Raw genomic sequence first — 19054 nt, 5'->3', positions numbered from 1 at the left:
CTCCATTGGGGGCGGCGGTCAAACGCACGTCCCCGCAGTTGGTCGCATGACCACGAACGTTGGTATCATGCTGGCCGTGGCGCTGGTCGCGGGTGCCATCGGCCTGTGGCTGCTGCTTCGCCTGCGGTCGCGGAGGACGCAGCAGAGCCGCTATGCCCATGGCATGACAGGGATGATGGCGTTGGCGCTCGGTATCATCCTTGCGATCTTCGGGATCGCGCAGTGGTCTTGGGGGTCGGCATGATCGCCATTCCTTTCGTAGGAACAGCGATGCTGATGGTCGGCTTGGCCATGATATTGCTGCCGGATCAGTTCGCGCGCAGCACCCAGGATCGACCGGTTCTTCTCTTCGGGAAGAATTGGCATCGGTTGAATTCGATTTTCTTCGGCGTGCCGTTCGTCATCGGAGGTATCGTCCTTTACGCTTTCTACCTTTTCCTACTTTCCCCGGAGTAACCCCATGTCGCTCACCGAAGCCCGCAAGCAGTACAAGCCGTTCGAATACCCCTGGGCGTTCGATTTCTGGAAGCGTCAGCAGCAGATCCACTGGATGCCCGAAGAGGTGCCGTTGGGCGAGGATTGCCGCGACTGGGCGCAGAAGCTGACGCCGCACGAGCGCAATCTGCTGACGCAGATCTTCCGCTTCTTCACCCAGGCCGATGTCGAGGTGCAGGACTGCTATCACGAAAAATATGGTCGCATCTTCAAGCCGACCGAGGTCAAGATGATGCTCGCCGCCTTCTCCAACATGGAGACGGTGCATATCGCGGCGTACAGCCACCTGCTCGACACGATCGGCATGCCCGAGAGCGAATATGGCGCCTTCCTCGAATATAGCGAGATGAAGGACAAGCACGATTATCTGCAGAATTTCGGGGTCGATACCGATGAGGATATCGCCAAGACGCTGGCGATGTTCGGCGGCTTTACCGAAGGATTGCAGCTGTTCGCGTCGTTCGCGATGCTGATGAACTTCCCGCGCTTCAACAAGATGAAGGGCATGGGGCAGATCGTGTCGTGGTCGGTCCGCGACGAGAGCCTGCACTGCGAAGGCATCATCAAGCTGTTCCACGCCTTCTGCAAGGAACGCGACTGCATGACGCGCGCGGTGCGCGACGACATCGCCGACATGTGCCAGACGACGGTGCGGCTGGAGGATAATTTCATCGATCTCGCCTTCGAAATGGGGCCGGTCCACGGGATGACCGCGAAGGAAATCAAGAAATATATCCGCTACATCGCCGACTGGCGCTTGGGGCAGCTAGGCATGAAGCCGATCTACCTGATCGACGAACATCCGCTGCCGTGGCTGGCCCCGCTGCTGAACGGCGTCGAACACGCCAATTTCTTCGAACAGCGGGCAACCGAATATTCGAAGGCGGCGACGCGCGGTAACTGGAACGAGGTGTGGGACGGCTTCGACAAGCGGCAGAAGGCCAAGGTCGTGGCACCGGCGAACGAGGAAGCCAGCGGCATGGGCGACATGTTCGGGGGCGTGGCGGCGGAATAATTATGCAGATCGTAGATATCGATGAAGTTGCAGCAAATGCAATCCTTTCGAAATCGGAAGGTCACTTCTTAGATTTCAAGTCAAGAAGAATACAGCCTTCGAAATTATCTCGAACAATAAGCGCGCTTGGAAATGCCGAGGGTGGCGAGGTGTATGTAGGAATTGAAGACGAATCCGTCACTACGGATCGCTGGCAAGGATACGATAATGAAGAACAAGCAAACGATGTAATTTCAACCCTTCAAGATCTTTTCCCAGAAGGTGATACGTTTTCTTATCGATTTCTTCGTTGCCATGGCAAACACGGCATCGTGCTTCTCTGCGAAGTTTTCAAAAATCAATTTATCTGGAAGGATACCTCAGGAGATATATACCTGCGCAAGGGAGCTCAAAGCTTAAAGCAGGATACATATGAAAAGCAGGAGCGACTTCGCTTAAATAAGGGAATTATATCATACGAAGACAATAAAACCGAGTCTGACGTCGAAGATCTAATTTCGTCGGACGCGTACCGAATATTTCAAGAGAACATAATTCCGCAGTCCGATCCGCGATCGTGGCTAAAAAAGCAAAAGGTAACAAAAGACGACAAGGCAACGGTTGCCGGCCTCATTTTGTTTTCTGATGAACCGCAAGTTTCCCTACCAAAAGCATCAATAAAAATTTCGAGGTATAAGACATCCGATACTCCGACACGGGCAACTCTAGAAGGCCAACCTGACACAATTGAAGGTTGCGTTGTTGTTATAATAAAGAATTCAGTCGATAAAATCGTCGAAATTGTCGAAAATATTCCAGTCATGAAAGATAAAGGATTAACAGCAGTACAATACCCTCGTAGCGCTATTCATGAAATCATTACTAACGCAATCATACATCGCGACTACAGCGTTAATGATGACGTTCATGTCCGGATATTTGATAATAGAATAGAAATATACAGCCCCGGACCGCTGCCAGCACATGTTACGATTGACAATATATTAGACGAGAGATTTGCACGCAATCAGAAGATTGTACGCTTGACAAATAAATTTCCGGATGCTCCCAACAAAGATGTCGGGGAAGGTCTAAATACAGCATTCGAAGCAATGCGCGAACTGCAATTGAAGGATCCGGTTGTGACTCAGACCGGAAACGGCGTACTTGTAACTCTACGGCACGAAAAATTAGCAGAACCAGAAAAGGCGATCATTAATTATTTGCAAGATAACGACGAGATAAATAATTCCAAGGCACGAGCAATAACTTTTATTGGATCTGAAAATAAAGTTAAGAATATTTTTAGAAAAATGCTTGCTATGGAAATAATTGAACGCATACCCGGACGATCCCAAGCGAAAACTGGTTACAAAAGAGGGTCAAAGTTTCCAACAAGTTAAATTATCGTTTCAAATTTATATTTTAATTTAGTAAATACTTCTGAGAGTTTGACGCACCGGTACCCGGAAGTCGGCGGGCTTGTCGGCGACCCATTTCACGAATTTGGCGACCGCGGGAACGTCGCGTAGCGTGTCGAGATCGGCGAGCGGGCCGGCGAGTTCGGTGTTGGTCGCGCTGGCGTGGATGGTGCGGTGGCAGATCGGGTGGACCGGGACCGTCTCGCGGCCGCCCTCGCTCTTGGGCACGCGGTGATGCCATTCGACCTGCGTGCCGATCGGGCGGCGGCAGAGCGCGCAGGTCGTCGGATCGAGCGTGCGCACGACCAGCGCCTCGGCTGCGGCCAGTCCTGCCTTCCGCTTCACGCGTCCGGCCATCTCCATTTCCCCTGCTGCGTCCGCCATGCAGATCGGTATCGCCACGGCGTTCGGCAAGCGCCTGTATGTACTGCCAAGTTACCAATCCCTGCGCGTCAGATGAACGGCAGATGAAGGAACCGTCATCGAACCGTACGGGTTGTATCGCGGCAAGTTCAGGAAAAGGGAGACAACCCATGAACCGCTTTCCATTGTTGATCGCCGCCGCCGCGACTGCCTGTATCGCAACGCCGTCGTTGGCCAAGGATCGTTCGGTACCGGTCTATTCGGACTATAACCCCTATTATCTCGACTATAAGACCGACATCTCCGAAGCGAAGCGCGAACTGCGCAGCGATCTGCGCCGCGCCAAGGACGCATCGTCCCGGGAGGATGCGTGGCACGAATATCGCCGCGAGGTCGCCGACGCCGAGCATGATTTCCGCAAGGAAATGGCGGAGCGTGGCATGGTGGTCCGGCGCGGTCGGGTGACCGTCGAGGAATAAGCGTTCCCGTTGTCCTACGGGAAACAGGCCGTCGGGTTCGCGCCCGGCGGCCTTTTTCAGTAGATGGCGGTAAATTTCCAGCCGGTCAGCCGCAACATCGCGATGCCGGCGGCATGGATCGGCCCGCGTTCGGGACTCCATGCGTTCACCATTTTGTACCGGTGCCCGGCGGCACGTTCGATGATCCATTGCGAGCCATCAATCCCGCCATCGCAGGGGTTCGCGCCGATCGGCAAGGCGAAGGGATTCTGAACGGTCAGTCGCCGTCGCAGATCGACTGCTTCGACTTGCGTGAGCGGGCGCATCACCCGCCGGCGAACGGTACCGGGTTCGCCACCACCAAGGCCGTCCAGTTCGACCGCGATCAGTCGGGGACTGTCACCACCCAGGCCGTCCAGTTCGACCGCGATCAGTCGGGGACTGTCACCGCCCAGTCCGTCGATGCGCACGATGACGGCGGGATCGAAGCTGCGCAACCAGAGGAAGCGCAGGCTGTCGGCACGACCGGCATAAGCGCGCCGAAGCAGCGATGGCTCGCCTGCCGCCCGCAACTGACCACTGTACCAATCGCTTTCAAAGGCGCTGAGGCGCGGAAGCGATCGACCGAAAAATTCGCACCGGACCGTCGCCATTTCATAGGATTTCGGGAAATAGCCTGGCGTTATCGCCTGTTGCGCCAACGCGAGATAGGTCAGCCATGCCATGTCACGCCCCCCGGAATGGGCCATGACGGTGCATCGTTCGGCTAATGGAAGCAACATACGGAAAAAGGCCCCGAGCCATCGCCCGGAGCCTCATTCTGTACGCAGATACCCGGGCGGGTCCCGATACGCCGGACCCGCCCGAACAACGTCGACGCTTAGAAGTGGGTCGTCAGACCCAGCATCGGACGGAAGCTGTGCGCCGAACCGAAGGTCGACACTTCACCGCGCAGGCGGACGCCCGAGTTGCCGGTGATGCCGCCGAGACCGATATCCTTCGGACCGACTTCGAAACCGGCACCGTAGGTCATTTCGTGATAGTCGCGGCTGGCGGTGCCGAACCGGTCGAAATTGACCCAGCGATAGCCGACCTTCCCGTAGATCAGGCCCGAATCACCGGCGCGAAAGCCGAAACGGCCGGCTGCGCCGTAATCCCAATCGATGTCGCCCGACACGCCCTTCGAAACGCTGCCTTCGGCACCGACGAACACCGGGCCCAGTGGCACGTTGAAGCCGACGATCCCTTCGACCAGGGCACCGTTGAGTTTGTCGTTACGCGCGACCTGCGGAATGCCGGCCTTGGTGGCTTCGGAGTCGAACTGCTCCCAGCCGCCCATGACGGCGATATACGGTTCGAAACCGATGCCGCTGGTGCCGTCGGGTGCGGTCACGGCGGGGGCGGATTCGGTGGTGGCCGTCGTGTCCTGCGTCGTGGTCGACATGTCCTGCGCAAAGGCGGGGACAGCCACGAACGCGGCAGCGGCTGCGGCGACGGTGAAAAGCTTACGCATACAAAACCTCATCAGCGTTTACGGTCCCGGCATCGAAGCTGTGCCGGTTTGTCCGTGGCCCATCTGAACCCGGCAGCACCGGCGAGGTTGCATTGCATCGCAACACCGTCGTCATGAAACTTCCTCGTGTGGTATAACGGCAACGGTATCTTTCAGCCCGATGAACGAACCATGGCGGCACTGCCCGGACCATGGTGGCAATATGGCAAGGATGGCGCGACGTCGGGGCAACGCCCGCAACGATCGCGGACCTGACGGGTTGGTGATCCGGTCGCGCGGTGCGGCCATACTCGCGAAAATGGCGGATGGAGGCGGTATGCGACCCCAGATCATCATCCTGGGTGCCGGCTTTGGCGGGATCGCCGCGGCACAGGCGCTACGGGGAACCGATGCCGATGTGACGCTGATCGACCGGACCAACCACCATCTGTTTCAGCCATTGCTGTATCAGGTGGCAGGCGCAGCGCTGTCGCCGGCGGACATCGCAACGGCCAATCGCGCCCTGCTGCGTCGCAATAAAAACACGCGCATATTGATGGCGGAGGCGTGCGGGGTCGACGCTGCGGCGAACGAACTCCACCTTGCCGACGGACGGCGGATCCGCTTCGATTACCTGATCGTGGCAACTGGTGCGGGCTATAGCTTCTTCGGCAACGATGGCTGGCGCGACCATGCCTTCGTCCTCAAATCGATCGATGATGCGCTCGCGATCCGGGCGGCATTGCTGGGTGCGTTCGAGCGGGCCGAGCAATGCGACGACCCGGCCGAACTGCGACGCCTGCTGACCTTCGCCGTCGTCGGTGGCGGGCCGACCGGCGTCGAACTGGCCGGCACCATCGCCGAACTGGCGCGCACGACGCTGGCACGCGATTTCAGCCGGGTCGATCCGCGCGCGACGCGGGTGGTGTTGTGCGAGATGGGCGATCATATCCTCGGCGCGTTCGACCCGACACTGTCGCAGGCGGCCCGCGCGATGCTCGAATCGCTCGGCGTGGAGGTGCGGACCGGCGAGAAGGTGCAGGCGATCGACGAACGCGGGCTGACGGTCGGCGACCAGCGGATCGATGCGGCGGCGGTGCTATGGGCGGCGGGAACGGAAGCACGCCCGGCGGCCGAATGGCTGTCGGCCGATGCCGCGCGCAACGGCGCAGTGAAGGTCCGGCCGGACTGTTCGGTGCCGGGCCATCCCAACATCTTCGCGATCGGTGATGTCGCCAGCTTCGATACCGATGACGGCCCCCTGCCCGGCCTCGCGCCCGTCGCCAAGCAGCAGGGGCAGTTCGTCGGCAAGCTGATCGCGGCGAAAATTGCCGGGCAGAACGCCGACGACACGTTCAAATATCGCGATTACGGGACGATGGCGGTGATCGGCCGGTCGCGCGCGGTGGCGGAGATTGCCGGGCTGAAGCTGAACGGCTTCATCGCGTGGCTGGCATGGTCGCTGGTCCACCTGATGCTGCTGGTCGATTTTCGTAGCCGCGTGTCGGTCTATGTCCATTGGGCGTGGTCGTGGTTCACCTATGGCCGGGGCGCGCGGCTGCTGACCGGCTATGCGCCCGATCCGGGGGAGCGCCCGCGCACCGCGGGGTTGCCGGAGATCGAGGCGGAAGCGCGGGCGGCGGAGTGACCGAGGCACTGGTCGTACCCCGCGGGGGCAAGGGTCCAGACACTGCGGCCGGTCGAATGAATGGCCGATCAGCCGTACCCCCGCGGAGGCGGGGGTCCAGAGCCAAGGGCGTTCCGCTCCTTCACTTTGGGTCCCCGCCTGCGCGGGGATACGGTCTGGGGTGACGGCGCAACCAATCGCAAATTGCCTGCTCGCCGTACCTGCGCGGGGACACGGTTTCGGACGCAGGCACCGCCAAACGCAAACGGCCCGCCCGCATCGACTGCGGACGGGCCGTTCCCGTTATCGTCGCGCGATCAGCCGGCGCGATTGCCCGCCATCGGGAAGCTGCCGAACGCGCCCGCGCCGACCGTGCCAGAGATGGTGTCGCCCTCGACCGTCGCTTCGCAGTCGAGCGTCATCGGCATCGGCACGACAATCGCAACCTTCCACGACAGCTTGTCGCCATCGACCTTGCCATCGGTGATCTCGGTCGATCCCATCGCCCCGGAATAGCTGCCGGTGAAGGTGCCGCCGTCGCTCTTGACGGTCAGCGTCGCCTGCTGGTCGCCCATCGGCGACTTGGTGATCGTGTTCCAGCTGCCATCGACATTCGCCATCTTCGCTCTCCTTACTTTGCCGCGGCGGCCGGAGCGGACGGCGGCGTTGCCGCTACCACCTCCACCGGCAGACCGAGCGCGTCAAGCTGCGGACGGACGGTCGCCGCATTGCCGACGACCACGTAAACGAAGCGATCGGGATCGAGTGCCCGCCGTGCCGCAGCGTCAAGCTGCGGGATGGTGAGCGCGCGATATTTTTGCGGCAAGGTCGCCTGATAATTGTCGGGCCGGCCGAGGAAGTCGTTGGACTGCATCGCGCCGAGCACCGCACCCGACGTTTCGTACGTGCCGGCGAGCTGCCGGGTTTCGCCGTCGATCGACCGCTGAAACTCGACCTGGGTCACGCCCTGCTTGCCGAGGAAGCCGCTGATCTGTTCGCGCAGCGACGCGATCGCCGGCCCGGTCTTGTCGGCCTGCACCGGGGCGGTGATGACATAGGGGACGGCGTTCTGCATCAGGCGATAGCCACCGCCCGCGCCATAGGACCAGTGCTTCGCTTCGCGCAGGTCCATGTTGATCCGGCTGAGGAAGCCCGAACCCAGCACCGTGTTGGCGGTGGTCGCCGCCAGCGTGTCCGACTTGGCCTGTACCGGCGTCATCTGTCCCGCGACGATCAGCGACTGCGGCGAATCCGGCCGGTCGATCAGAACGATCTTCGGCGTGGTAGTCGCGCGCTGTGCCGGGAAGGTCTTGGTGCCGCCGGTACCGGTCGCGCGCCAGTCGCCGAGACCGGCGTTGAGCGCGGCCTGCACCTCGGCCAGCGGACGGTCGGACACGACGAAGACCTTCGCCTTGTCCGGCCGCAGCCACGCACCGCGCCATGCCATCAGATCGCCGCGGGTCAGCGACGCGACCGCCGCCGGATCACCGACGCCCGCCGCCAGCTTCGCATAGGGCGAGTCCGCGCCGTAGAGCAGCGGCGGCAGGGTCATGTCGGCCAGCCCCTGCGGATTGGTCCGCTGCTGGCCGATCTGCGCCAGCACCTGACCGCGCACCCGCTCGATTTCAGCCGGATCGAATGCCGGATTGCGCAGCACGTCGGCGAACAACAGCGCCGAGCTGTTCAGATTGGCGCTGGGCGTCGAGAAGCCGATCGTCGTCTGGTCGGCCGAATTGCCGCCATAGATCGACATGCCGAGCTTTTCCTTCGCCTCGGCCAGCGCGATCGAATTGCGGGTGGTGGTCCCTTCGTCGAGCACCGCCATGGTCATGCCGGCGGTGCCGAGCTTGCCCGACACGTCGGCGGCGATCCCGGCGTCGAACGCCATCGACACCTGCGTGACCGGAACGGCGGTGCGCTGGGCGTAGACCAGCTCCATGCCGTTGGCGAGGCGGCTGCGCGTTACCGTGGGGAACTGCAACTGGCCGCCGGCATCGGGCACGGCAGGCATCGCGCCGCGCGTGCCCTTGGCCGGACCTTCGGCCGGGGCGGGTACACTGTTGTCGGCGACCTTAGGAACCGCCTTCGCCTCTTCATAGCCTTCGCGGGCACCGGGAACGACGACCAGCGTATAGGCCGGGCGCGACATCCACTTTTGCGCGGCGGCACGGGCACGGTCCGGCGTCATCGTCGCCAGCGCGGTCAGCTCCTTCTTATAGAAGCCCGGATCGTTCGAGTAGAGCTGCCCCTGCGCCAGCGCGACCGCCTTGCCCCCGAAGCCGCCGACCGATTCGAGGCCGGAAATGGTGCTCGACACGTTGGTGGTGGCGACGCGTGCGACTTCGTCGGCGGACGGGCCGGTGCGCAGATAGTCGGCGATGATCTGGTCAAGCTTCGCCTCGACCAGCTTCGCGTCGACGCCGGGGCGGACGACCGCGCGGACGACGATCATCCCGGCCTGCGACAGCGACTGGACGCCGGCCGATACCTGCACGGCCAGCTTGTCGCGCTTGACCAGTTCATTGTCGAGCCGCGAGGAGGCAAGCCCGCCGAGCGCGGTCATCGCCACGTCGAGCGCGGGCGCTTCGGGATCGTTCAGGCCCGGCACCGGCCAGACCTTCATGATCATCGTCGCGGCGACGCGGTCCTTCATCTCCTCGCGCACCGGCGCGGCCAGCGTCGGCACGTCGATCTTGGGCAGGACCGATTCCGGCCCCTTCGGGATCGCACCGAAATATTTCTCGACCAGCGGACGGGCAGTCTTGGCGTCGATGTCGCCGGCCAGCACCAGCACGGCATTGTTCGGGCCGTAATGGCCGCGGAACCAGTTCTTCACGTCGTCGAGGCTGGCGGCATCCAGATCGGCCATCGAACCGATCACCGAATGGCGATAGGGGTGGCCGACCGGGAAGATACCCTCGGTCATCTTGTAACGGACGAGGCCATAGGGCTGGTTGTCGCCCTGCCGCTTTTCATTCTGCACGACGCCGCGCTGTTCATCGAGCACGCCCTGCGTCACCGCGCCGAGCAGATAGCCCATGCGATCGGATTCGAGGAACAGCGCGCGGTCGAGCGCCGGCTTCGGCACCGTTTCGAAATAATTGGTACGGTCATAGCTGGTGGTGCCGTTCAGGTCGGTCGCGCCGATCGAGCGCAACGGATCGAAGAAGTCGCCCGGCGCATTTTCCGAACCGTTGAACATCAGATGTTCGAACAGATGCGCGAACCCGGTCTTCCCCGCCGGCTCATGCTTCGACCCGACGTCGTACCATACCGACACTGCGACGATCGGTGCCTTGCGATCGGTATGGGTGATGACCGTCAGGCCGTTCGGCAACGTGAATTTCTCGTACGGAATGTTCACCGGCGCGACCAGTGCGGACAGCGGCGCGGCCTTGATCGGCGCGGGCGCGGTGGACTGGGCAAACGCACTGGGCCCGACAAGCGCCGTGGACGCGAGCAGGACGGACGCGACGGTACGAAACATGGAACCCCCCAACATTATCGATAAACGGAATGACGGTGTATGGGGTGGTTTTGTGTCGCGCAAGCGTCATCACGTTGCCGATGCCTCCCCCTATTCTTACGCGGATGTAACTTATGATGTCTTGGGAGCGATCGGCCGCTTTGGCGGTTCTCATCCCGCGATCCGTGATTATGTTGCAACGCGCAATGACCATTCCATTCGAAACGCTTCGCACGATGTTGCCATTGTCCGACAAGGTCGACCGCCTGATGGCGATCGGTTGGGAAGACATCGGCGGGCTCGTGCTGGCCATGGGGGGCATCGCCTTTCTGACCGCGGTCGGCGCATTGCGATCGCGGTGACCCTTCGCGCGGCAGTTGACGGCGCGTCGCGACATATTGGCGGACAGCTATTGGTCCCGGTAGAAAGGTATGTGTTCCATGATCCGATCGATGACCGCCCTGCTAGGCGCGGCGCTGCTGACCGCGTGCGGAACGTCGGGGGACAGCGCGCCGTCGACCAACGCGACGGAGCAGGTCGACCTGCGGCATCTGGTCGAGACCGAGATCGCCGGCAACGGGATCGAACGCTATCCGCTGGAAGGCACGGTGATCCCGACGCCGTCGGACAAACAGTCGCGCTATGAACTGCTGCGCCAGCGCAAAACCGCCGTCGGCACGACGATCGCGATCCTGCGCCAGCAGCGCGGTGACCGCTTCGTTTATGCCCGCACCGAAGTGGATTGCGAACGCGACCTGTTCCACGTCGTCGGGGTCGCCGACACGCGCGCCCATGTCGAAACCAACGTCGCCCATGACGGGCCGCTTCGCCCGACCGCCGGACTGCCGCTGCGGCAGGAACTGTCGCGCTTCATCTGCCAGCGGGCGCAGGCGTAACGGCTATTCGCCCGCCGGCGGCACCGCCGGCGTGGCGACCGCCGCTTCGAACGCCGGATCGGGTTCGGCCATGGGCAGCGTCCCGCGCCGGCGTTCGAAGCTGGTCAGCAGGAAGAACAGCAGGTTGCTCCCCTGCGTCAGCGCGCCGCCCGCCAGCAGCAACCCCGCCATCGCCGCGCGCGGTCCGTCGATGATGTGGCTCATCTCCAACGCCGCCGACAGGAACAGCAGGTCGCGATTGGGCACGATCGGCAGGCGGCTGATGACCATCTGCACCGTCAGGAAGGTGATCCACACGCCCCATGACTGATCGGGCAGCACCACTGCCCATTGCGTCGCCTGCAACAGCACGACGATCAAGATTCGGGCGACGTGGATCGCCAGCACGGTGCCCGCGACGCGCCACGACACCGACAGGATCTGGTTCCGCAACCGCAGGAGCAACGGCGTCAGGAACGCCGCGACCAGCAGCCCGGCAAGGATCACGCCTCCCGCCGAATGGAGCCAGTCGGCAATCCATTTCGCGCGCCCCGTCGCCATGAAGATGACGAGCAAGCCCGAGGTGATCGCCGCCGATGCCAGCGCGGACAGGATCGCATTGTCCTTGATCGCCAGCAGCAGCGTCTTCGACGCGATGCCGAGCCGCTGGCGTGCCCAGACGAACAGGTAGAGCTCACCCGAATAGCCGACGAACGCCGAGTTAAAGACCCGTTTGCGCACGAACACCGGCAGCGCGCCCGGCAGGGGTCGTCCGAGCAGGCGGCGGAAGATCCAGACCTCCGATACCGGCAGCGCCATGAACATCACGACGAACAGGATGTAGAACCACGGCGTGCGCGGCAGCGCGGCGGCGACGTTGCTCCACCCGATCGCGCGGACTTTCAGCACCAGCCACAACAGCACGCCGACGAAGAAGAGCGCGCGGAAGACCTTGCCTGCCCACGCGGCCGCCGGGGTTTGCGACCACAGGTGCAGCCGTTGCCCATGTTCGGCGAGGGTCAAGCGAACACTCCGGCGCTGCGCGAATCGGCGACGAACGTCTCGAAAGCCGAGCGCGTCTCGGGATCGAGACGAAAGCGCGAATGCCGCCACGTGCCCCCGGGCAGCAGCGAGCGCAGCGCATATTCGATCGCGGCGGCGGGCGTGTTGCGGACCCGGCGTTCGAAATGGGTCCGGTCCCAGGTGTTCGATCCGTGGAAGGCGCGGACGAACAGGCCGGGTGCGTCGAGCACGCCGATGCGGTCGATCGGCCAAGCCCCAAGAAAATCGGTATCCTCGCCGCGCCGCTTTTCGGGATAGCGTGCCCGCGGATCGGCACGGTGGACGATGCTGCCCGGGACGCCCGGCTCCAGCGTGCCGACATAGGGGTGATCGAACCAGCCGGGCGCGTCGAGATGCATCAACGTGCCGCGCAGGACGCAGGCGTCTCTGCCCTGTTCGAGCACCGCGACCTGTCGCGCCAGCCGGTCGGGGTGATACCAGTCGTCATCGTCCCACTGCGCGACGATCGACCCGCGCGCGAGATCGAGCGTGCGGTTGCGCAAACGCCCGAGCGTCGTCTCCGGCGTCTTGGCGACGCGGTCGTAGATCAGGCGGTCGGCGGGGATGTCGGCGAACAGCGGCGTATAATCCTGATCGCCGTCATCGACGACGACCAGTTCGCGGTTCGCCCAGCGTTGCCGCAGGAAACAGTCGACCGCCCGCCGTGCCAGCGCGGCACGGTTCGCGGTCACCATCACGCAGCTCACCCGCGCGCCGTCATCCGACCAGTTCATCGCCAGCGCCTTAGCCGCAGCATGCGCACTCGACAATCGGGTGGCGTGATCGACCCTGCGCTGGTAGCCGGTCGGCGATGCGGATCATCTTCGTCCTGACCTATCCCAGCCATCACGGCGTTTCGGATACCGCCGAATGGCTCCGCTGGGACAATCGCGACAAGCGGATGCCGGGCATCCTGACCGAACTGGGCGTCGAGAGCGAACTGTGGGCGCTGGCCCCCGCGGCCCGCACCACCGTCGCTGCACTGGACGGGGTCGCGCCCTACCCGATCCGACTGTTCGCGCCGTCGAACCCGGCGGCCAAGACGCGCGATCAGGTGAGCGACACGATGGTCGCGGCGGCGCGGACCGATCCGGCCGATCTGTTCGTACTGGTCGGCAGCAATGGCGGCGCGGGGTTCGACCTGTTCGACCGAGTGCTGCGGCCCGATCGGCGGCGGTTCGCGGTCATCATCGGCGGCGATTACTGGAGCCGGATCGTCCCCGATGCCGCATTCGTCTTTCCCGAGACAGCGGTGCAGGAAGCGAAGCTGACCCATCCCGGCTGGCGTTTCTGGCGGCGGTCGGTGCCGGCCGTACGGATGCAGCGGCTGCCCAAGACGATCGACACCGGTCGCTTCGCACCGATGGCGGCCGAAAAGCGGTTCGACGTGATCGCTACCAGCCGGTTGAGCCCGTACAAGAAGTTCGACGAGATCGCGGCGCTGGCCGAGACGCTGCGGGTGGCGGTGATCGGCGACGGCCCGCAAGCGGCGGAACTGCGCGCACGCTTTCCCAAGGTCGAATGGCTAGGGCACGTTCCCAACGGGCAGGTGCCGGCGATGCTGGCGCAGGCGCGGCTGTTCTTCCATGCCGGACGCCGTGACTATTTCCCGCGCGCTATTCCGGAGGCGATGGCGTGCGGTCTGCCGGCCGTGGCGTTCGACGACCGGATCGGGACGGATGTCATCCCCGAGACATGCGGGCTGCTCGTCCGCGACAACGACTATCGCGACAAGGTCGCCGCCCTGCTGGCCGATCCGGCGGCGGTCGAGGCAATGGGTGCGGCGGCGCGGGCGCATGCGGTCGCGACGCATGGGCCGCGATCGTCGGAGGCGGCGTGTCGGACGCTGATCGAGGTCGCGGCGTGACCCGCTGGACGTTCGTCATCGCCTATTACAACGAAGTCGATTTCCTGCCGGCGACGCTGGCGGCGCTGGCGGCACAGACGGTGCCGTTCCGGCTGGTGCTGGTCGATAACGGGTCGACCGACGGGTCGGATGCGGTTGCGCGCGGGTTTGCCGCGCCGGGGGTCGAGGTCATCCATCGGTCCGAAGCGCGGCCGGGCAAGATCCATGCGCTGGAAACGGCGATGGCCGAGTTGACCACCGAGTTCTGTGCGTTCGGCGATGCCGATACGTGGTACCCGCCGCACTATCTGGCCGAGGCCGAACGGGCGTTCGATGCCGACCGGCGCGTCGTGGCAGTGATGGCGATGGGGGTCGATGCGTCGGGGCAGCCGTTGCGGCGAGCGCTCTATTCGGGGATCGTGACGCGGCTGCTGCCGAAGCAGACGCATACCGGTGGGTACGGGCAGGCGTTTCGCACGCAGGCGCTGGTGAAAGCGGGCGGCTTTTCGGAAGCGCTCTGGCCCTATGTCCTGCTCGACCATGAGGTCATGCAGCGCGTCGCCAAGCTCGGGCGGGTGGTCTATCCTTTCCGCTTCTGGGCCAAGCCGTCGCCGCGCCGGTCGGACCGGCGGCGGGTGCGATGGACGCTGGCCGAGCGGGTCCTGTACCATGCGACGCCGTTTGCCGCGAAGGACTGGTATTTCTACCGGTTCCTCGGGCCGCGGTTGCAGGCGCGGGGGATTACGCATCTGAATTTGCGGGATAAACCTTGGGAAGCGCAGCCGTAGCGTTTTCAAAGGTCACAAAGGTCACACTTGCGGGCGTTTCGGTGCGTCGCGGATCGTGGCGTTGCGGGAGGCGGGTTCGGCGGTGAGAAAGAACGCCGAAGGGTATGGCATGGTCGGGCGGTTGTAGGACAGGGCCGTTTCTCGTCACCCCGGATCGCCCTCACCCTTCCCACCCGGCTGCGCCGGGCGGGTCCCTTCCCTCTCCCGTTGGGAAAGGGAGCGAGCGGCGGAGCCGCGGAAGGGTGAGGGCGACGGTTGGTGAGCGTCGTGAGCCGCAGGCGCTATCGCTCTATTCGGAAGAGGCCTTCGCTTACGATCGCGAGCCTTGCCCCGACCGCGCTCGCCGCGCTGGCCAGTTCGCCCGCTGCCTTTGGGTCGTCGGCCTCGATCTCCACCATCGTCGCCCCGTCACGCAGCGCCTTGGCCAGCCGGATGGCGGGCCAGGGGCAGCGCATGCCGCGGGCGTCGATATGGATCACTTGCTGTGGTCGAAGGGGTTCTTTGGCGCGCGCATGTTCAAACGCACGGGCACCGCGCCGAAGCCGAATTCCTTGCGGATGCCATTGATAAGATAGCGCTTGTAGCTTTCGGGGAGCTGATCGACGCGCGTGCCGAACAGGACGAAGCTGGGCGGGCGGATGTTGTTCTGCGTGATGTAGCGCATCTTGATGCGCTTCCCGCCGGGGGCGGGCGGCGGGTTGGCCTCCAGCGCGCGGTCGAACCAGCGGTTGAGCTGGCCGGTCGAGACGCGGCGGCCCCATGCCTCGCGCGTTTCGAACGCGGCCTGCATCAGCACGTCCAGCCCCTTGCCGGTCGCGGCCGAGACGGTCAGCAGCGGCACGCCGCGCGCCTGCGCCAATCCTTCGTCAAGCGCGCCCTTCACGCCGTTGAACAGCGACGACGCGTGTTCGGCGATGTCCCATTTGTTGAGCGCGATCACCAGCGCGCGTCCCTCTTGCAGCACGCGGTCGGCGATCTTGATGTCCTGCAGTTCGAGGCCGCGGGTACCGTCCAAAAGCAGCACGACGACCTCGGCAAAGTCGATCGCATGCAGCGCGTCGGCGACGGAGAGCTTTTCGAGCTTTTCCTGGACCCGCGCTTTCTTGCGCATCCCCGCCGTGTCGATCAGCCGGACCGGACGGACGCGGCCATCGGGGGCGGTCCATTCCCAGTCTACCGCGATCGAATCGCGGGTGATGCCGGCTTCGGGACCGGTAATCAGGCGGTCTTCGCCGACGAAACGGTTGATGAGCGTCGACTTGCCCGCATTCGGGCGACCGACGATCGCGAGCTTGAGAACCGCGGTTTCGGGGTCGAACTCCCCTTCGTCCTCCGGCTCCGGCTCGTCCTCGCGTTCGACATAGGGGCGCAGCGCGTCGAACAGGTCGGCGACACCCTCGCCATGTTCGGCCGACATCTGCACCGGATCGCCAAAGCCCAGCGCCAGCGATTCGAGCACGCCGTTTTCGCCCGCGCGGCCCTCCGCCTTGTTGGCGACCAGCACGACGGTGCCGTCGGCGGAGCGCAGCCAGCGGGCGATTTCCTCGTCCAGCGGGGTGATGCCGGCGCGGGCATCGATCATGAACAGCGCGACATCGGCCATTTCGACCGCCGCCTGCGTCTGCATCCGCATCCGCCCCGGCAGGGTCGCGGCGTCCTCATCCTCGAACCCCGCCGTGTCGACGATGGTGAAGTCGAGGCCGAGCAACGACGCCTCCCCCTCGCGCCGGTCGCGGGTCACGCCCGGCTGATCGTCGACCAGCGCCAGCCGCTTGCCGACCAGCCGGTTGAACAGCGTCGACTTGCCGACATTGGGACGGCCGATGATGGCGACGACGGGTAAAGGCATGGGAATTCCTGGGGTGCGGGGTTGCCGCGATAGTAGGGCGTAAGGGGGGCCGGGTCGAGGGTGCGCGCTTGCACCCGCACAGCCGTCATTCCGGCGCAGGCCGGAATCCATTGTGTCGGGTGCTCGCGATGGGGCCGCGACCTCACCCCATCCATGGATTCCGGCCTGCGCCGGAATGACGAAGGGGGGTGAGGCAGGTAGGCTACTTCCAGGCGGTCAGCAGCCCCGCATCGTCGAGCAGGTAGAGCGTGCCGTTGGCGACGATCGGCGACAGCGAATAACCGGCCTTCGACCGGGTATCCTGCGTCGTGGTGATGCTGCCATCGGCGGTCGAGACGGACACCAGCTGCCCCTGCGTATTGGCGAGGATCAGGCGGTTGCCCGCCAGGATCGGGCCGACCCAGCCGATCGGGTTCTTGCGCTTCTTGAGGTTGCGGAAACCGGGCAGCTGCTGGACCCAGCGCAGCTTGCCGCTGCCGCGCGAGATGCACAGCAGGCGGGCATCGTCGGTGACCACGAAAATCCATTCGCCCGCGACCCATGGCGTCGAGATGCCGGCAAGATTCTGTTCCCACAACCGCTGACCCGACGTCAGTTCGAGCGCGACCATGCGCCCGCCCTGCCCGACCGCATAGACGCGGCCATTGTCGATCACCGGTTCGGCATCGATATCGGCCAGTGCCGACACCGAGGTCGAGGCCGAGGTGCGCGACAGGCTGTCACCCCAGACCGACCGGCCGTTTTCATAGCGATAGGCGTTCAGTTCACCCGACGAGAAGCCGGCGACGACCGTGCCCTGCGCCGAGGCCGGGGCGGCGACGCCGAACACGCCCTGCGATTCGAGGCTGCCCGACTGGGTCCAGACGACCTTGCCATCGGTCTGGTCGAGCGCGAACAGCTGGTTATCCTGGCTGACGACATAGACCTGTCCGTTGGTGACGGTCGGTGCGCCGCGCAACGGGCCGCCGGGCTTGGCGCGCCACACTTCCTTGCCATCGGCGGTGTCGAAGGCGACGACATCGCCAAGGCCATCGGTGGCGAAGGCGCGGTTGCCGTCGACCGACACGCCGCCGCCGAAGCGCGCGCGGCGGTTTTCGTCGCCCTTGACGGTGGGGGCGGTCCACACGGTCGCGCCGGTATCAGCGGTCATCGCCGTCACGAGGCCGTTGACGTCGATCACGTACAGCCGGCCATCGGCGACGACCGGCGCGGCGGCAAGGCGCGTACGGGTATCGCCGCCCTCGATCCGCACCGACCAGCGCTGGCTGAGCGTATCGGCCAGCGCGACATGGCCCATCGACTTCGACGGATTGCCGCCGGGCTGCGCCCAGTTGGCGTTGGTTTCGGCGAGCGGCAACACGACCTGAAGATTGGCGAGCGCCGGATCGACCTCCGCCAGATTTTCCGATGCGAGGATCGGCACGCGCTGGCCGACGATCGGGGTGCGCGCCGGGCCCTTGCCCTTCAAGGCGCCGCAACCGCCCAGCAGCGCCAACGCCGCGACCGCCGCCGAGAGTTTGAGATGGGTCTTCATCGAAGGGGTTCCGGAAACTGGAGAAGCGTTATTGCGCGGCGGTCTGGTTGGCCGACGCATCGACCGCGTCGACACCCAGCGACCCGGCCATCTGCACCGCCCGCCCGCGCACCGATTGCGGCACGCCGTCGGTCTGCGCGATCAGGGCAAAGGTCTGGCCCGCCTGTTGCAGCTTGTTCTGGCGGAGATAGGCGACCGCCACCATCTCGCCCGCGCTGCCGAGCCACGGGCTGCCCTTGTCGGCGAGGCCGCGCAGCCGGTCGATGACCTGTTGCGGTTGCAGGCTGTCATATTCGACGGCGGTCTGGCGGACGAGCGCCATGTCGCGGAACGGCTGTGCCAGCGAGTCGTCGGCGGCGACCTTGCCAAAGGCGGCAGCGGCCCCCTTCAGGTCGTTCTTGGAGAGTAGCAAGTCGGCCTGCGTCAGCAGCGCGGTGGCGCGGACGGCGTCGCGATCGGACGTCGTCAGCTTCGCGACCTCGGCCGTGCCCTGCGCGACGCGGCCCTGTGCGATCTCGTCGAGCGCGGTGGCGAGCTTCTCCCCCTGTTCGGCGGCGAGGCTGTTCTGATGATGCTGCCACCAGGTCCAGCCGCCGAACGCCGCCAGCGCCGCCAGCACCGCGACGATGATCCACAGGCCGTAGCGGCGACCGATCGCGGTCATCTGCTCGCGACGCATTTCGTCATCGACTTCGCGGATGAAGGCATCGTTGTTCTGCGGGGTCAACGCCAAGGGAACAGCTCCAGGGGATGGGTCAAGCGCGCTCCTTTAGCCGAGCGTCTA

General features: G+C 64.3%; 21 protein-coding genes. 10 read left to right on the top strand and 11 right to left on the bottom strand.

From position 1 onward, the window contains the following. Positions 1-46: 46 nt before the first annotated feature. The 4 genes from ASE50_RS18425 to ASE50_RS18075 are packed head-to-tail and all read left to right on the top strand — an operon-like array spanning position 47 to position 2892. Entirely contained in the window at positions 47-244 is a 198-nt protein-coding gene (locus ASE50_RS18425) for a hypothetical protein (RefSeq protein WP_156347244.1), read from the top strand. Beyond that, entirely contained in the window at positions 241-456 is a 216-nt protein-coding gene (locus ASE50_RS01540) for a hypothetical protein (RefSeq protein WP_056394701.1), read from the top strand. The genes ASE50_RS18425 and ASE50_RS01540 overlap by 4 nt, the downstream gene beginning before the upstream one ends. 4 nt (positions 457-460) lie before the next feature. Then, complete coding sequence (locus ASE50_RS01535; protein ID WP_055995868.1) at positions 461-1510, top strand: ribonucleotide-diphosphate reductase subunit beta; 1050 nt, start codon at positions 461-463, stop codon at positions 1508-1510. A 2-nt stretch (positions 1511-1512) separates the two neighbouring features. After that, positions 1513-2892: an ATP-binding protein gene (locus ASE50_RS18075; RefSeq protein WP_082438718.1), complete on the top strand. Its 1380-nt coding sequence runs from the start codon at positions 1513-1515 to the stop codon at positions 2890-2892. Between the two features lie 27 nt (positions 2893-2919). Here ASE50_RS18075 and ASE50_RS01530 read toward each other — a convergent pair whose 3' ends face one another. Beyond that, on the bottom strand, positions 2920-3267 hold the full coding sequence (locus ASE50_RS01530) for an HNH endonuclease (protein WP_235512126.1): 348 nt from the start codon (positions 3265-3267) through the stop codon (positions 2920-2922). A gap of 176 nt (positions 3268-3443) precedes the next feature. Between ASE50_RS01530 and ASE50_RS01525 the strand changes: the two genes are divergently transcribed. Continuing rightward, entirely contained in the window at positions 3444-3752 is a 309-nt protein-coding gene (locus ASE50_RS01525) for a hypothetical protein (protein ID WP_056394699.1), read from the top strand. Positions 3753-3808: 56 nt separating this feature from the next. On the opposite strand, the gene ASE50_RS01520 is transcribed toward ASE50_RS01525, so the two are convergent. Together ASE50_RS01520 and ASE50_RS01515 are read right to left on the bottom strand one after the other, a co-directional pair. Beyond that, positions 3809-4480 carry a hypothetical protein gene (locus tag ASE50_RS01520; protein WP_156347243.1) on the bottom strand — a complete coding sequence of 224 codons (672 nt, stop codon included), beginning with the start codon at positions 4478-4480 and terminating at the stop codon, positions 3809-3811. Between the two features lie 131 nt (positions 4481-4611). Further along, positions 4612-5244: an outer membrane protein gene (locus ASE50_RS01515; RefSeq protein ID WP_056394695.1), complete on the bottom strand. Its 633-nt coding sequence runs from the start codon at positions 5242-5244 to the stop codon at positions 4612-4614. 316 nt (positions 5245-5560) lie between these two features. On the opposite strand from ASE50_RS01515, the gene ASE50_RS01510 reads away from it, so the two are divergent. Continuing rightward, positions 5561-6871, top strand: coding sequence for an NAD(P)/FAD-dependent oxidoreductase (locus ASE50_RS01510; protein WP_082438760.1), 1311 nt, complete (start codon positions 5561-5563; stop codon positions 6869-6871). 296 nt (positions 6872-7167) lie between these two features. Here ASE50_RS01510 and ASE50_RS01505 read toward each other — a convergent pair whose 3' ends face one another. Beyond that, complete coding sequence (locus ASE50_RS01505) at positions 7168-7470, bottom strand: hypothetical protein (RefSeq protein WP_056394693.1); 303 nt, start codon at positions 7468-7470, stop codon at positions 7168-7170. A gap of 11 nt (positions 7471-7481) precedes the next feature. Continuing rightward, entirely contained in the window at positions 7482-10337 is a 2856-nt protein-coding gene (locus tag ASE50_RS01500; protein WP_056394691.1) for a M16 family metallopeptidase, read from the bottom strand. Positions 10338-10522: 185 nt separating this feature from the next. Here ASE50_RS01500 and ASE50_RS18420 point away from each other — a divergent pair, with 185 nt between their 5' ends. Then, on the top strand, positions 10523-10678 hold the full coding sequence (locus tag ASE50_RS18420) for a hypothetical protein (protein ID WP_156347242.1): 156 nt from the start codon (positions 10523-10525) through the stop codon (positions 10676-10678). Between the two features lie 78 nt (positions 10679-10756). Continuing rightward, entirely contained in the window at positions 10757-11212 is a 456-nt protein-coding gene (locus tag ASE50_RS01495; protein WP_056394688.1) for a hypothetical protein, read from the top strand. 3 nt (positions 11213-11215) lie between these two features. On the opposite strand, the gene ASE50_RS01490 is transcribed toward ASE50_RS01495, so the two are convergent. Both ASE50_RS01490 and ASE50_RS01485 read right to left on the bottom strand, forming a co-directional pair. Then, positions 11216-12214 carry a hypothetical protein gene (locus ASE50_RS01490; RefSeq protein WP_056394686.1) on the bottom strand — a complete coding sequence of 333 codons (999 nt, stop codon included), beginning with the start codon at positions 12212-12214 and terminating at the stop codon, positions 11216-11218. Further along, on the bottom strand, positions 12211-12987 hold the full coding sequence (locus tag ASE50_RS01485; protein WP_056394684.1) for a glycosyltransferase family A protein: 777 nt from the start codon (positions 12985-12987) through the stop codon (positions 12211-12213). Before ASE50_RS01485 ends, ASE50_RS01490 begins: the two co-directional genes overlap by 4 nt. 77 nt (positions 12988-13064) lie before the next feature. Between ASE50_RS01485 and ASE50_RS01480 the strand changes: the two genes are divergently transcribed. Together ASE50_RS01480 and ASE50_RS01475 are read left to right on the top strand one after the other, a co-directional pair. After that, positions 13065-14120 carry a glycosyltransferase gene (locus tag ASE50_RS01480; RefSeq protein ID WP_056394682.1) on the top strand — a complete coding sequence of 352 codons (1056 nt, stop codon included), beginning with the start codon at positions 13065-13067 and terminating at the stop codon, positions 14118-14120. Further along, a complete protein-coding gene (locus ASE50_RS01475; protein WP_056394680.1) occupies positions 14117-14887 on the top strand; it encodes a glycosyltransferase family 2 protein in 771 nt (256 codons plus the stop codon). Before ASE50_RS01480 ends, ASE50_RS01475 begins: the two co-directional genes overlap by 4 nt. 281 nt (positions 14888-15168) lie before the next feature. Here the strand turns inward: ASE50_RS01475 and ASE50_RS01470 are convergent, their stop codons facing one another. From ASE50_RS01470 to ASE50_RS01455, 4 genes are all read right to left on the bottom strand, one after another. Continuing rightward, positions 15169-15366 (bottom strand): sulfurtransferase TusA family protein, encoded by a 198-nt coding sequence (locus ASE50_RS01470; protein ID WP_056394678.1) that lies wholly within the window; start codon positions 15364-15366, stop codon positions 15169-15171. Next, complete coding sequence (gene der, locus ASE50_RS01465; protein ID WP_055995905.1) at positions 15363-16736, bottom strand: ribosome biogenesis GTPase Der; 1374 nt, start codon at positions 16734-16736, stop codon at positions 15363-15365. Before der ends, ASE50_RS01470 begins: the two co-directional genes overlap by 4 nt. Before the next feature lie 202 nt (positions 16737-16938). Continuing rightward, positions 16939-18270, bottom strand: coding sequence for a PQQ-like beta-propeller repeat protein (locus ASE50_RS01460; RefSeq protein ID WP_056394676.1), 1332 nt, complete (start codon positions 18268-18270; stop codon positions 16939-16941). A 28-nt stretch (positions 18271-18298) separates the two neighbouring features. After that, positions 18299-19003, bottom strand: coding sequence for a tetratricopeptide repeat protein (locus ASE50_RS01455; RefSeq protein ID WP_056394675.1), 705 nt, complete (start codon positions 19001-19003; stop codon positions 18299-18301). Positions 19004-19054 lie beyond the last annotated feature (51 nt).

Source organism: Sphingomonas sp. Leaf5 (genome assembly GCF_001421155.1).
Classification (GTDB): domain Bacteria; phylum Pseudomonadota; class Alphaproteobacteria; order Sphingomonadales; family Sphingomonadaceae; genus Sphingomonas.
The sequence above is the reverse complement of the archived record's forward strand: the minus strand, read 5'-3'. Positions and strand labels throughout refer to the sequence as shown.